The 15,971-nt window shown below is 32.0% G+C and carries 8 protein-coding genes and 1 CRISPR repeat array (1 of these 9 cut by a window edge); of the genes, 2 read left to right on the plus strand and 6 right to left on the minus strand.

Annotated features, from left to right (window positions below; all coding sequences use genetic code 11):
• Window positions 1–4,092: direct repeats of the CRISPR family, unit length 36 nt; unit sequence AATATCGTTCTTTCTAATCTTTAATCAAACCACAAC; it begins 162 nt to the left of the window's first position.
• A 20-nt stretch (window positions 4,093–4,112) separates the two neighbouring features.
• Entirely contained in the window at window positions 4,113–8,789 is a 4,677-nt protein-coding gene (cas9, locus tag Q73A0000_RS06370) for a type II CRISPR RNA-guided endonuclease Cas9 (RefSeq protein ID WP_193813238.1), read from the minus strand.
• A 661-nt stretch (window positions 8,790–9,450) separates the two neighbouring features.
• Between cas9 and ffh the strand changes: the two genes are divergently transcribed.
• The gene (gene ffh / locus Q73A0000_RS06375; RefSeq protein ID WP_193813239.1) at window positions 9,451–10,821 is read left to right on the plus strand and encodes a signal recognition particle protein; all 1,371 of its coding nucleotides are present in this window, start codon (window positions 9,451–9,453) and stop codon (window positions 10,819–10,821) included.
• A gap of 79 nt (window positions 10,822–10,900) precedes the next feature.
• On the opposite strand, the gene Q73A0000_RS06380 is transcribed toward ffh, so the two are convergent.
• From Q73A0000_RS06380 to Q73A0000_RS06400, 5 genes are all read right to left on the minus strand, one after another.
• The gene (locus Q73A0000_RS06380; RefSeq protein WP_193813240.1) at window positions 10,901–11,386 is read right to left on the minus strand and encodes an outer membrane beta-barrel protein; all 486 of its coding nucleotides are present in this window, start codon (window positions 11,384–11,386) and stop codon (window positions 10,901–10,903) included.
• Between the two features lie 336 nt (window positions 11,387–11,722).
• Complete coding sequence (locus tag Q73A0000_RS06385; RefSeq protein ID WP_193813241.1) at window positions 11,723–12,304, minus strand: hypothetical protein; 582 nt, start codon at window positions 12,302–12,304, stop codon at window positions 11,723–11,725.
• Window positions 12,305–12,613: 309 nt separating this feature from the next.
• Window positions 12,614–13,147 (minus strand): hypothetical protein, encoded by a 534-nt coding sequence (locus Q73A0000_RS06390; RefSeq protein WP_193813242.1) that lies wholly within the window; start codon window positions 13,145–13,147, stop codon window positions 12,614–12,616.
• Window positions 13,148–13,265: 118 nt separating this feature from the next.
• Complete coding sequence (locus tag Q73A0000_RS06395; protein WP_193813243.1) at window positions 13,266–13,745, minus strand: hypothetical protein; 480 nt, start codon at window positions 13,743–13,745, stop codon at window positions 13,266–13,268.
• A 262-nt stretch (window positions 13,746–14,007) separates the two neighbouring features.
• The gene (locus tag Q73A0000_RS06400) at window positions 14,008–14,967 is read right to left on the minus strand and encodes a PhoH family protein (protein WP_193813244.1); all 960 of its coding nucleotides are present in this window, start codon (window positions 14,965–14,967) and stop codon (window positions 14,008–14,010) included.
• 128 nt (window positions 14,968–15,095) lie between these two features.
• Here Q73A0000_RS06400 and Q73A0000_RS06405 point away from each other — a divergent pair, with 128 nt between their 5' ends.
• Window positions 15,096–15,923, plus strand: a complete 828-nt coding sequence (locus tag Q73A0000_RS06405) for an S-adenosyl-l-methionine hydroxide adenosyltransferase family protein (RefSeq protein WP_193813245.1) — start codon at window positions 15,096–15,098, stop codon at window positions 15,921–15,923.
• The last annotated feature ends 48 nt before the right edge of the window (window positions 15,924–15,971 follow it).

Consider the following 15,971-nt stretch of genomic DNA (forward strand, 5'->3'; position numbering starts at 1 on the left):
CACAACATCAAGTTCAGTTGATGCAACAGTTTAGCAAATATCGTTCTTTCTAATCTTTAATCAAACCACAACAAACGAAGCCGTAGTTTTAGAAAAAGTTAAAATATCGTTCTTTCTAATCTTTAATCAAACCACAACAAATTAGGTAACCAAGATAAAGGCGGTGCAAATATCGTTCTTTCTAATCTTTAATCAAACCACAACATCTTTGTTAAGACTGGTTCGACTCCAGTTAATATCGTTCTTTCTAATCTTTAATCAAACCACAACAAAAGAAGTACAAACTTCGAGATGATGTTAAATATCGTTCTTTCTAATCTTTAATCAAACCACAACTACCAATTACTGCGCGATCAAATAAACTTTAATATCGTTCTTTCTAATCTTTAATCAAACCACAACAAACGAATACTGCTAAAACTCAAAAGCAAGAATATCGTTCTTTCTAATCTTTAATCAAACCACAACTACGAAAACAATCCCTAACGATAAAGACATAATATCGTTCTTTCTAATCTTTAATCAAACCACAACCAAACGACAAAGATATTTACGTTATAGACAAATATCGTTCTTTCTAATCTTTAATCAAACCACAACATTTTCGTCGGCATTTGATACCGATATTGTAATATCGTTCTTTCTAATCTTTAATCAAACCACAACAGTAATTGTGCTAAATACCGATGTTCCTATAATATCGTTCTTTCTAATCTTTAATCAAACCACAACTGCTAGCTTGCCGATTCCCGACTCCACCCAAATATCGTTCTTTCTAATCTTTAATCAAACCACAACAGAAAACGCAGATACAAATCATATCCGTTAAATATCGTTCTTTCTAATCTTTAATCAAACCACAACGAAGTCTTTTAGTGCTTTTTCTCGATTGTAATATCGTTCTTTCTAATCTTTAATCAAACCACAACTTGAATTACTGGTGGGAGAAGACAAAGAAAAATATCGTTCTTTCTAATCTTTAATCAAACCACAACAGCAGAGGGATTAGGCTTAATGGATGAAAAAATATCGTTCTTTCTAATCTTTAATCAAACCACAACCGAAGTCTTTCACGTAGTTGAAGGAGTTGAAATATCGTTCTTTCTAATCTTTAATCAAACCACAACTTGCAGAGATGAGAGCGGTTCATTATATCAAATATCGTTCTTTCTAATCTTTAATCAAACCACAACTCACTCACCAAATAACGACGCACCCGCTTTAATATCGTTCTTTCTAATCTTTAATCAAACCACAACTGGCGCTTTGCGACGGCATGGTGTGGGCCGAATATCGTTCTTTCTAATCTTTAATCAAACCACAACTGAAGCGCAGTATCAAATGACTACTGATTAAATATCGTTCTTTCTAATCTTTAATCAAACCACAACTTCATTATGCATATTAGACCATAATGGCTCAATATCGTTCTTTCTAATCTTTAATCAAACCACAACTCTGCCACAGTATTGGCAAGTAAATGAATCAATATCGTTCTTTCTAATCTTTAATCAAACCACAACTCCCGTACTGCCCGGAGCTGTAACTGGCGGAATATCGTTCTTTCTAATCTTTAATCAAACCACAACTAAAGCAGAAGAACAAATAATAAAAGAACGAATATCGTTCTTTCTAATCTTTAATCAAACCACAACTTGATCCTGAATATGGAATAAACGTTACGAAATATCGTTCTTTCTAATCTTTAATCAAACCACAACTTAAAATCTCATTCGATGTTTCAAAATCTTAATATCGTTCTTTCTAATCTTTAATCAAACCACAACTGAAGATGTTTTAACCTCTTTATTAAAGAAATATCGTTCTTTCTAATCTTTAATCAAACCACAACTGGGATTAATGGATTGGTTTAAACCAAACAAATATCGTTCTTTCTAATCTTTAATCAAACCACAACTGAGACGTTACCTTTTTAAAATGCGAGTTAAATATCGTTCTTTCTAATCTTTAATCAAACCACAACTAATTCTGTTTTTAATATGATTTGGCATTTAATATCGTTCTTTCTAATCTTTAATCAAACCACAACTGTTGAAGTGGTAATTGGTGATATTGGCGGAATATCGTTCTTTCTAATCTTTAATCAAACCACAACTCTAAACTGCTCAATTGTCATTGAATGTTTAATATCGTTCTTTCTAATCTTTAATCAAACCACAACAATCCGCAATTACAAATGTACAACAATATTAATATCGTTCTTTCTAATCTTTAATCAAACCACAACTAAAAAGCATCGCAAGTAAATTAGATGTATAATATCGTTCTTTCTAATCTTTAATCAAACCACAACCTTCCGGTGAAGTTGATTGGTCAACCTTGAAATATCGTTCTTTCTAATCTTTAATCAAACCACAACCAGTAAATATAATTGGATTTATTATTCACAAATATCGTTCTTTCTAATCTTTAATCAAACCACAACTTATAAAGACATCAACAAAACGAACAATGAAATATCGTTCTTTCTAATCTTTAATCAAACCACAACCCATTAACTGATTGACCCAATAAGTCCTGCAATATCGTTCTTTCTAATCTTTAATCAAACCACAACAGGCGAATAGTATCCTAATTTCCATCCATAAATATCGTTCTTTCTAATCTTTAATCAAACCACAACTCAGTGTCAAAACTTTTATTTTTCAACTCAATATCGTTCTTTCTAATCTTTAATCAAACCACAACTCTCAACAGAAAGTAACACAGAATACAAGCAATATCGTTCTTTCTAATCTTTAATCAAACCACAACTAAATTACTCATTGGTTCGTTTAAATATTAAATATCGTTCTTTCTAATCTTTAATCAAACCACAACGGATAATTTCCAACTGACATGAAGTGCGAAAATATCGTTCTTTCTAATCTTTAATCAAACCACAACAGGAAATGAAATCTCATGTATTGGGAGAAAAATATCGTTCTTTCTAATCTTTAATCAAACCACAACACACAAGCATAGATATCCATTAAATCCAAAATATCGTTCTTTCTAATCTTTAATCAAACCACAACAGGTTTAGATGAGTTTGAAGTTATTCAGGGAATATCGTTCTTTCTAATCTTTAATCAAACCACAACTCTTTGTTCTTCATATCCTCCGAAATCTGTAATATCGTTCTTTCTAATCTTTAATCAAACCACAACGGTCTAATGCTTTGGCTGCTTTAGTTCAAGAATATCGTTCTTTCTAATCTTTAATCAAACCACAACCTATGCTGCTGTTGGTGCTAATTCATTTAAATATCGTTCTTTCTAATCTTTAATCAAACCACAACAGTAGCATTTAAATCAATAACGTACTCTTGAATATCGTTCTTTCTAATCTTTAATCAAACCACAACGGAAAACTATGATAAAATAAATCTTTCCATAATATCGTTCTTTCTAATCTTTAATCAAACCACAACGACCCGTGTCTTTTGCTCTACGACTTGCAAAATATCGTTCTTTCTAATCTTTAATCAAACCACAACAGAAGTCTTTCACGTAGTTGAAGGAGTTGAAATATCGTTCTTTCTAATCTTTAATCAAACCACAACGTAATTAAGTACGAAACTAGCGACTCTGAGAATATCGTTCTTTCTAATCTTTAATCAAACCACAACCGTAGAGTTCATTTCTTATATCGGTGGATTAATATCGTTCTTTCTAATCTTTAATCAAACCACAACACCAAGTCTTCCAAGTTGGTCATATTTGAGAATATCGTTCTTTCTAATCTTTAATCAAACCACAACTAATTTAGGGAAAGGAAATGTAAAGTTGGAATATCGTTCTTTCTAATCTTTAATCAAACCACAACTTTTCAGATAGGACCAATTACAACGAATTCAATATCGTTCTTTCTAATCTTTAATCAAACCACAACTATTTTGTTTTGCTAACGTAGCATCTTCAAAATATCGTTCTTTCTAATCTTTAATCAAACCACAACTAATTCAGTTCGAACCCGCTTGGTTTAAAAAATATCGTTCTTTCTAATCTTTAATCAAACCACAACTGCTGCAGGTTCAAACTCACCACTGATCCAAATATCGTTCTTTCTAATCTTCAATCAAACCACAACAACACAACTGAAGAGTTGAGTTAATCCTTACCAGTTATTTGGATTTTACCTTGCAAGTCAATTTTAACTTTTATTGGATTAATTTCCTGATACTTTTTCATACTAGCAACCCTAATTTCTTCATTTTTATTTGTTACTGTAGATGCTAAGTGATGTCTAAAAGAAAAATCCCCGTCAGATATTTTTTGAACTCTATATAAATAACTACTCAAGAAAGAACTATTCTCAAAATTATCATTATACTCTTCGTTTGAAAGTCCTAACAAAAACATATCATTTTCTTGTAATGTTAAAACTAACTCTTTCAGTTCTGGTTCTACATATTTATCTTCAGGTAGTTTATATATTTTGTCTTTATGTTTAACTCTTTCAACAACATTCCAAAAATTTGTAATACTATCTTTCAATTCGCCATTTTCATCTTTATAAATAACAATATGATGATTTTTTCTTGGATTTACATATTGCTTAATAGTAGGTTTTAGCTGTTGGGCATTTCCAATTTCTTGAGAAACTCTAACTTTTTTTATAGGAACAGGTTCTCCTTTTTTATTTGGCAACGTGTAAAGTTGTTTAATTTGCAAACGCAACTCTATAATTTTTTCGTTTAAAGAAACCTCTTCAAAATCATTTAATTTAGATGATTTCAATTGTTTAGCTAAACTTTCAATTTCCTTATATATCGGGATTTCTTCTTTTCTTGCATTAATTATTATTTTCCTGATTGTAGTATCCACAATCTTATTTATCTGTTTTTCAGAAACTAAACTTTCAACAGACTCTCTTCTATGAAACCCCTCTTTACCCTCCGGTGGTGTTCTTTTACCATAAACATTCTCCATATGCAATTGACCGCGGACGGAATCTCCCACACTTAAATAGGTCTTTCCATTTTTTACGATCTTTTTTCTAACTTCTGTTAAAATATTCTTGTTTTGCTTAAATGAAATTAGAATACCGTTTACTACTTTTTGAGCGTCGGTATGAAAACCAGTCCAAGGCTCTATAAAGTTTAAATGTTCTTTTTCATACTCATTTCCTCTTTTTTTATTTTCAGATGATGCATTGTGTTTACTTAGTTCTTGAAAATATTTTTCTTTGGTCAATGCAATTACTATAGCGTCAATAGCGTGATGTCGATGATCTTCACGGTTTTTCTTTGGATCAAATTTAATTTCTCCTGTGTATTTATCAACCCAAACCGTACCTTCAACAAGCGTTTGTCCATCTTCTAATTTCTGCTCTTGTGTTTTAACTGGATAAAAGCCTTCAACTTTCGAAATAATATCAAACAAAACATAATACTTCCCTTGACCTTCATCCATATTAAAATGGTGTTGACTGTCCATATCTGAAACAAAAACATTTTCATTGTTTGTTGTTCCTTGAATAACAATTTGATAGTCATTTGCTAATGGTTTTTCATTCATGGCTTTGTCAAAAAGCACATTTTCAACATCAATATCAATTATTAACCAATATTTTCCATCTTCTTGATTTGTGTCACATTGATATACATAGGAAGAAAAAACTTTTTCTTTTACTTCCCCATATAAGAGTATTTGTTTTCCATTTTTTTTAGGTTGGTCTTCTTTTGTTGGTTTCTTAAATGTTTTATTAAGTATAGTGAGTTTAGCCCAATAGGTTCCATTTTCATTACCAACTGCATTTATCATATTAAGCCCTTCAGTCTTAAATTTTTCTTTTTCTATTTTCCCTCTAACGACTATTTCCTTTTCTGATGTTTCGGGTTTTTCCTTAAACACTCGAACAATATTTTTAGGATTTGATAATTTCAATTTTGTCCAATACTCTCCATGTAGTAAATCTGGGGTTTCAATCTGAAATTTCACGTATTGTTCTTTAGACTTAAAAAGTCCTTTATCTACATTACCAAAAAGAGTTGTTTCATTTTGTAATAAATCTGGTTTTGCATTAAAAATTCTTTGTGAACTAATTGGATTTTTATCTTTATCAAAAACAACATAATGTGGAATATGTCTTTCTGCATCAATATATAAATTTGGAATATCAATTGTAAAAGCAGGTTGAAGTATATTGTTTAAACCCCACAATCTTCGCAATTCAGCCGTTAAGCTCCCTGGCATAACTCGAACATCATCACAAACTTGACTTAATATTCCTGCTGTTTTTTTACTTATATAACGAGTGTCATTTAATTGTCTTTCGATAAAAGTGTTTTTATCAAATTTTGTCTGAGAAACAAATCTTTTTGCTTTTTGATAAGGCAAAACTTTAAACGCTCTTCTTTCAATTTCTTCCCAACTTTTTGCTCCGCCCCATAAATTGACATCTTTGTTGAGTTGATAAAATTCATAAGGTGTTCTCTCTCCTTTTAAACCATTAAATTTTGAATCACACAACGTTTTGTTTGCAAAACTATCATCCAATGAGACACTTCTGGGAATAATATGTTCTATTTGAATTTTATTTCCTCTACCTAAAACATCTGAAATATTGATTGTTTTATTTGTATAAGGACAAACTGGGAGAATTCCTTTTTCTTGCAATTCCTGATACAATAGAACTTTTTGAATATTTTCTCTTCCGTGGCTTAGACCGTATTCCGTTAGTAATTGTTTTGCATTTTCATTCTTTGTCGTATTTTGAGAAATCCTATTCGTTAATTCTTGTCGTTTTGTTTTACCATTTTTTAAATCTCTACCTAACTCAACTCTTATTTGATCAAATTTACCATGCTGAACAATTAATTCATTAACAATTCTTTTCACTTCATTCACGCCTTGCTGCACAATTGGATTTCTTAAATTTTCAATATCTCCAATTTTGTTGAACTGTTTCTTTATTTCAACTTCTTGACTGTGGTGGTACAATTTTTTAAATGAAATATCGCTTTCTACAAATCCATATTTTTTATCAATCAAATACCTTTTAATCTTTTCAATTGAGTCTCCTTCTTTATTCGTTTTATCGTAATTAATTTTTAAAATATTATTTTTTAATTCTTCATACTCATTAGCAAAATATTTCCATCTTTTCCCAAAAGCATTTCGTACACCTCCAAGAATAACAGCATCACTTTCTCTTTTACCTTCTTTTAAATATGGTAAAATATTCTTAATCGCTTTCAATGAAAAACTTGAATATCCCTCTTTTAAATTAATTTTGGCTATTTTATCTATTTTATCCTCTTCTAAATTGTAGTCGTTTTGCAATATTTTAATTAAAATATCATTGTCTTCACAATAATGAAATAAATGCCAAATACGATCTATACCATATTCTATAACATCTTCTCCATTGACCTTTACTACAAATTCTTTTTCAAGTATTGATTTAGGAAATACTGAATTTAAATTTTTGGTTGTGTAGCTTCCACTTACTGAGGAATCTTTGTCATAGTTAAATGTTTCGTATTCTAATTTCAATTTTTTTTGAATTTCAGAAAACTTGAAATTAGTATCTTTTGAATTAATCAACTCTAAAACTTCTAACCTTTGAGATTCTTCAAGACGTTGTTTTTTACCATATTCTATATTATTTATAAACTTATATGCTCTAAATTGTTCAAATAATGGATGCGATAAGTGGCAAGGTGTTTTACCTTTTTGAATAAATTTTCCAAACTCATCTTTCAAATCTGGCTCGAATCTACATTTAGCTAATAATTTTTTTTGAGATTTCAAAGGTCTTTGCCAAAACAAAACACTCTCATTACTCTTAAATTTTAGATTTTCTTCTTCATCTTTTTCTATTTTACCAGCCAAAAATTCTTTTAATGGTAATTTAGTTGTCACCTTTAATAATATTTTTTTCTTATCATCTTTTGAAAGTTCATCACTTATATATTTAATTTCTACATTTTCAGTTCCTTTTGTTAATTGAAGATGTTCGATCTTTTTAGCATTCCTTTTATTTTCGATACTACCATTAAGAAATCTTGTCTTCTCGCTCAGACATTCAACTGTTTCCAATCCTAGGTGTTTTGATTGCCGATTCCAAATTGCTTCAAACTCTGCAACATACATATCTCTCAATGTATATCTAGATCTAACTCTTAGCTCATTACCATCTTCATCTTGAATAATTTTATAAGGTTCTCCATCTTTTGGTAAAATATGGAACAAATAATTGCCTAAAGTAGAATCCTGCAACTCTTTAAGAGTAGCATCAATTCCTTTTACGTTCTCTTTTCCTTTATAAATTGCACCATCATCTTTACCTTTCCTATTACTTAAAAATCCCCTTCGCTGAATCAAATGATATAAAACTCTACCAAATTCCAACAATGTTAAATCCTCACGTAAAGCCCTATTACGTAGCTTATACGGATCTTGCTTTAACCATAGATTATAAGAATGACTTTTAGGAAGAAATAATTCAGGAGCCATTCTGCCTTCTTTCTTTTTTTGCTTATCCCATTTACTCCAAACATCAAGCTCATTATGCTCCAAAGGACACATTTCGAAATTAATAAGAGTTCTTAATAATTTTATTTTTCTTATTCTCTTCCTATAATATTGCTTCCTAAGTTGTCTGCTATTTCTTCTTTTCGCATTCTTACTTTCTTCTTTATCTCCATAGCCAATAGTTTTCGAAATAACTCCCTCTGGAAATATCCTTACTCCTACATCTAGAATTTCATTCTCCAAATCATCCACTATCGCCCAACCAATCGAGTTTGTTCCTAAATCTAATCCTAAAATTTTTGCCATGACCACTTTGTTTTTTAATAATTCTAAAAATAAGAAAAATCTAGATTGAATTTTAATAATTCATTCAAAAAATATTTTATATATTTGTCTCAAGATAATTTTATTCTAATCTTTAATCTTATCACAATAAGGCTATATGCCGTAGATGAAAATCTTTAGTCCTGCTTCGGTGGGACTTTTTTTATTGGTAAAATCTCTGTTTGCGATAAGAATTGAAATTTTTGAGATCCGATGAATTTTCAAAAATAAAAAACAAGTAGCGATGATGTGCAATTTCAGATTTCTAAAAGGATTCTTCGAGGAGTGAAAAAAATAATTTAGAGTTGACAAACACAATTTTTAAAACGTTTTTTTTCGGTGGGTAAAATCCGTATTTCGCTTGATTTCTGTAATTTCATTGTCATGAACTCCTCATGAACTATCCATGAAGTATCCTAGGGGGAACTATGGAGTATCCGGGAAGGATCTTCTGACGATTTTTTTCAGTGACCCGTCCGAAATAACAGTAAGAATTGTGCAAAAAATGACACTTTAATTCAATCAATAATCCCAATTGATTTGCATTGTGTGAAATTTTGGTAACTATCTACTTCTCTTTACCAAAATTTCAATTTTAAATCCGCAAATATTTCCGTATTTTTGCAAATCTTAAAGATAAATTATGTTCAATAGCTTACAGGATAAATTAGACAAAGCGCTTCAGAATATTTCAGGACGCGGGAAAATTTCAGAAATCAACGTTGCAGAAACGGTAAAGGAAATTCGCCGTGCGTTGGTTGATGCCGACGTTAATTACAAAGTAGCGAAAGACCTCACCAAGCGTGTTCAGGACAAAGCACTCGGTCAAAATGTATTGACCAGTTTAACGCCGGGACAGTTAATGACCAAAATCGTCCACGACGAATTGGTAGAATTAATGGGAAGCACGCATGAAGGAATTAATCTTTCTGGCAAACCAAGTGTAATCTTAATTGCAGGTTTACAAGGTTCTGGTAAAACAACTTTTTCTGGAAAATTAGCGAACTATTTAAAACAAAAAAGAAATAAAAAACCACTTTTGGTGGCGTGTGACGTTTACAGACCAGCTGCAATTGAGCAGTTGAAAGTATTGGGATCACAAACAGGAATTCCTGTTTATACTGAAGAAGGCGCCTTAAATCCTTCATCTATTGCAGAAAATGCAGTAAAATTTGCGAAAGAGAATGGTCACGATGTTGTGATCGTGGATACTGCAGGACGTTTGGCTGTTGATGAAGCGATGATGAACGAGATTAAATCGATTCATTATTTCATCAAACCAGAAGAAACGCTTTTCGTAGTGGATTCAATGACGGGACAAGATGCCGTGAATACTGCTAAGGCCTTTAACGATGCCCTGAATTTCGACGGAGTTGTTCTTACGAAATTAGATGGTGATACGCGAGGTGGAGCAGCATTAACAATTCGTTCGGTAGTAGAAAAACCAATTAAGTTTATTTCTACCGGTGAAAAAATGGAAGCACTTGATGTTTTCTATCCGGAAAGGATGGCGGATCGTATTCTTGGAATGGGTGATGTTGTTTCCTTAGTAGAAAGAGCGCAGGAGCAATTTGACGAAGAAGAAGCTAAAAAACTTCATAAAAAAATTGCCAAAAATGAATTTGGTTTTGATGATTTCTTAAAACAAATCAATCAGATCAAAAAGATGGGTAATATGAAAGATTTGATGGGAATGATTCCAGGAGTTGGCAAAGCGATTAAAGATGTAGATATTCAAGATGACGCTTTCAAACACATCGAAGCGATTATTCATTCGATGACGCCGGAAGAAAGAAGAAGACCTTCTATCATTAATACTCAGAGAAAAAACAGAATTGCAAAAGGTGCCGGAAGAAAAATTGAAGATGTAAATGCTTTGATGAAACAATTCGATCAAATGGGCAAAATGATGAAGATGATGCAAGGACCACAAGGAAAACAGATGATGGAAATGATGAGTAAAGGAATGCCTAAAGGAGCAGGAATGCCTGGTGGTAACTTATTTGGAAGATAAAATCACCTTATTATAAAAAGTAAAAATCCCGTCTCGTTTATAACGAGACGGGATTTTTTTTTGAAATTATATGATCGAATTAAAATCTTATTCCTAAACCTACATTAAATATATTAAAAGGTAATTTCTCACCAGCTGGACTTTTAAAAGCTTCATTTAACTGAAACGCATATCTCGCTTCGATTAGTAAGCCAGAAAACAAATCTGCTCCTAATCCAAAAGCAGCTCCGAAATTAGTCTTATTACTAGACGCACTATCATTCATTCGAAAAGCGAACTGAGGACCAACCTGAACATTCACCTTCGGAACAAAATAAAACTTCATCATTACCGGAACCTGAAAATAGGAATCTTTGTCAATTTTCACATAATTTAAAGCGGGCTGCAATGTAGCAAAACCTGGAATTCCTATTTCTGAAAACACACCAGCATAATAACCTTGCGTTAAATTATCGAATTTACTGGAAACCACAGCCGAAGAAAAACCACCATTAATACCAAACTTAATCTGCGCATTAACCGTTCCAAAAAACGAAATTGCTAGAGCGAGTACTATTCTTTTCATAAAATTTTAACTTTTTACAAAAATATCATTTAAATCCTAGATAAAAAATTCACCCTTATCATTTTCCTAGTTTTAAAGGGGGTTTTCGAAATAAGCAATAATTTAATTTGGCAAAGAAAAATACTGATTCAACCTAATCAGGTTTTTAAATTCGTTTTTTCCAATTTAATTATTTTAAAAAAGTTTGGACTTATTCCAAAAGTTTTAATTGTATATTATGTTACTAAAATATTTATTCTTCTAAAAAGTAAATTGGTCGCCAACATCACAAATTACTGAAATAAAAAAACTGTTTCACAAAAGCAAAACAGTTTTCTCTATATTTAAGTAATTTTATCATTCAGATTTCATGTTTTTCATCGCTTTGCTTGACGGCAAAAAGATGTTTAGCCCTAATCTGAAACCTATATTAGAGGTAGTTCCTTTATTTCCAAAACCTAGATTTCCATTTAATTTTAAAGAAGCGTCAAGGCCTATATTTTGGGTAACAAAATAAGTATAACCAGGTCCAATCCCTAAATCTAAACCGTTCGCAGAAGCTCCGCCGTTAGAAATGGTAGTACCTCCAATTCCAGCATTACCTTCAACGAACCATCTGCCATGTTTCAACAAACTGTCAACACCTTCTTGTCCAGGAGACAGGTAATATCTAGACAAAGCTCCTACGCCATAAGTGAACGTTGTTGGCGAAGATTTTGCTCCAGAAAACCCTAATCTAACGTATGGACCTACAGCCCAATTGTCTTGTACAAAAAAAGCAGCTTGTGGAGTCACTTCGAAATTATATCCAGCTCCTTTATTAAGTCCAAAATTAGCGGCTGCTAATTCACCACCAACCATCCAGTTGCCTTGTTGTAATTGAGCAGAAGCGGTGATTCCTAATAGAGCAAAAGCTCCAGTGATTAATAATTTTTTCATAATAATTTTTTTAATGATTTCAATTTCCTTAACAGAAATTATGGTTACGTTAATTATTATGCAAAAACCGAGCCTATTATTACGAATCACATAACTATTTTCTCTACTATTTCATAAAACCTTATTGCTCCGCTTATCTCAAAAGTAATTTTTGTAACGAGTAAAAATTGATAATTTAAAATAGTTTAATATTGATTACTATGCATTTCAATTTCGAAACGAAAAATGCAAGACTTAAAAACTAAATGATAAAAAAAAAATCCCGACCACATAAAATTGTAATCGGGATTTAGTTTGATAAAATTCTTATTAGAAATGAATTGCGAAACCTACATTTCCTGAAAAGATACCAGTTGAACCAGCAGCAGTTCCTAGATCATATCTTAATCCTGGTTCAATAGAAATGTTTGGTGCTACAAACCAAGCATAACCACCTTGAAAACCAATAGCATTTACAGAATCTCCTTCACCGCTAATTCCGTTAAAATCAACCTGCACTGGGAACATGCTTAGAATATAATACTTGGCTCCAATTTTATAATTAAATGCAGTAGAAGTTATCGAACCACCACCGTAATATGAATCAGTCGTCAACGAAGTTACTCCCAAACCTATTTTTAAAGCTAAGTTGTCTGCAACGAAATATCCACCTTCACCACCAATTTTGAATAATGAATTTCCGTCATTAGTGTAAAAACCAATTGACGTATTTGAAGGGCTTAATACTCCAAAATTAGTATTTGCTTCTACTAACCATTTTCCTTTTGATAATGCAGGGTTTTGAGTTTGTGCACTTACTGCTCCAAAAAGTGCTACAGCACCTGCTACCAATAATTTTTTCATAATTTATTTTTTAAAAATTGACCGCCAAAAGTACAATATTATCAATTTAAAGTAAAGATGATTGATATCACAAAAAAGCCACCCTAAAAGAGTGGCTTATTCTATCATTTAAAATAAATTATTTTCCAAACGAATAGGCATATCCTAAAGTGATTGCACTTGTGTTAGCACCATTATTAGACAATCCCAAATACCCTAGATATACTTCCCCAGGACCAAAATGGTATGCTACTTTTGGTTGATAATAAAACCCGCCGTCACTTGCTCCACTTGCAAAAACCAATCCGTATCCTAAATCAACGCCTAAACTAAATTGAGGCGTAAATTTATATTCTGCGGCAGCTGCAATAGGAATCATGCTCACTGTTTCAGCACCACTCTTCCCAAACCAAGCGGAATAACCCGTGGTAAGTCCTAAATTAAAGTCTGCAGAAATTGGCCACATATAGGCCACATCTACTCCAGCCAGAAAACCACTAAAATCACTGGAATCTCCAACTGGTAAACCAATATGAGCGCCTAATTTAAAATTTCCTGCTGTTTGAGCATTTACTGCTCCAAAAAGTGCAATAGCACCTACTAACAATACTTTTTTCATGATTATAAGTTTAAAATTGTACTGTAAATGTAAAACTATTTCTCATATTAACAATACATTAGCAAATATTTTATACTATAAATCATATTTTGATTAAAATAATTTCACATCTATAATAAAAAACCCATTACCTTAAAGGAATCATTATTCCATTAATATAAGAATAACAATTGATTAATCAGCTTCAATTACTATCGATCTGAATTATTGAAAGCTCGGATCACATATCACTAAAAACATAAATCAAAAGCAAAAAGAAGTATTATTCTTCACGCTGTCTTTTCTCTTCCTTTCCGTAGGCATTAATAATTTTTCTAACGACAGGATGACGAACTACATCTTCTTCTGTAAGATGCACAAAACCAATCTCATCTACGTCTTTTAAAATACGCATCGATTCTTTCAAACCCGATTTTTGACGCATCGGTAAATCAACCTGAGTTGGATCTCCCGTGATAATAAACTTTGCATTCATCCCCATTCTGGTCAGGAACATTTTCATCTGAGAGTGTGTCGTATTCTGTGCTTCATCCAAAATAACGAAAGCTTCATCTAAGGTTCGTCCTCTCATAAAAGCAAGTGGCGCTACTTCAATCACATTTTTTTCTATTAACCCCTCTAGTTTTTCATGCGGAATCATATCGCGAAGTGCGTCATAAAGTGGCTGTAAATAAGGATCTAATTTTTCTTTTAAATCGCCTGGTAGAAAACCTAAACTCTCCCCCGCTTCTACGGCGGGTCTTGTCAGAATAATTCTCTTCACTTCTTTATCTCTTAAAGCTCTTACTGCCAAAGCAACGCTCGTATAAGTTTTTCCTGTACCGGCGGGCCCAACCGCAAATACCATATCTTTCGTATCACACGCTTTTACCAACTTTTTCAGATTAGTAGTTTTGGCTTTAATGATTTTACCATTAACTCCTTTCACAATAATATCCTGATCGAAAACCATTTGTTTTTCGGCTTCATCTTTCAGGTTTAAAATGCTTTCGTAATCTTTTAATGTAATTGAATTGTATTTTGAAATAAAACTCACGACATCATTCAATTTATTTTTTAAGATATCTAAAGCTTCCTGAGTTCCTAAGGCAAAGACGAAATGATCTCTTCCTGTAATTTTCAGCGTAGGGAATTTTGATTTTAGTAAATTAAAATATTGGTTATTGACACCATAAAAAGTTTTGGCATCGATGCCTTCAATTTCGTATTTTAGTTCAAACATTTAGCAGTGGTTTTAATTTTTATTTTTATTAAAAGTATCAATTATATTTCAAATATCAGGCTAACTTTTCCACAATGATGCTTAAAATATTTTATTTAAGCTAAATTTGTGCTTTCCTAAAATTAAACATGTCAGTTATAACCTTCACTTCAGATTACGGATTGGTCGATCACAGAGTTGCTGCTGTGAAAGGTGCTATTTTAAATTTAAAGGAAGAAGTTACCATCGTTGATATTACGCATCAAATACAAGCCTACAATCTTTTGCAGACCGCTTATATTGTGAGAAATGCCTATTCTTATTTTCCAAAAGGGACCGTTCATATTATATCCGTAGACAGTTTTTACACGAAAGAAAGAAAATGCATCCTCTATAAAGCAGACGATCATTATTTCATCGCTGCGGATAACGGAGTTTTAAGTTTGATATTCTATGATATTAAACCTGAAGCGGTATATGAGATTACCTTTAATAATCGTTTTGACGATGAAGTCTCATTTACCTCTACCGATATTTTTGCACCAGTTGCGGTACATCTTCAAAACGGTGGTTTGCCAGAAGTTATTGGCCGACCGTACAAAACTCCAAAGCAACTTTCTTTTCCGCGCGCAGTATTTAATGAAAGTGAAAAAATGCTGATTGGTGAAATTATGTATATCGATAATTTTGGAAATGTAGTTTCAAATATCTCAAGGAAAAACTTTGAAAAAAGCAATGTTGGTTTTGAAAATTACATCTTAAAATTTAGAAATTTAGCATTGACTAGAATTCACAATCAGTATACGGATTTGGTTCATGACTGGACGAAGGAACAAGAATTTCATGGAAAAGCCGCTGCGGTATTTAACGACGCAGGCTTATTGGAACTGACGATCTATAAAGGGAATTGCGACAGCGGCGCCAGAACTCTTTTTGGCTTGCAAGTAGGCGAAAGTATCTATATCGAATTCCAATAAAAAAAATTAAAAATAAAAATAGCCGGCATTTAAAACGCCGGCTATTTT

Origin of the sequence: Kaistella flava (ex Peng et al. 2021) (assembly GCF_015191005.1) — a bacterium.
Classification (GTDB): domain Bacteria; phylum Bacteroidota; class Bacteroidia; order Flavobacteriales; family Weeksellaceae; genus Kaistella; species Kaistella flava.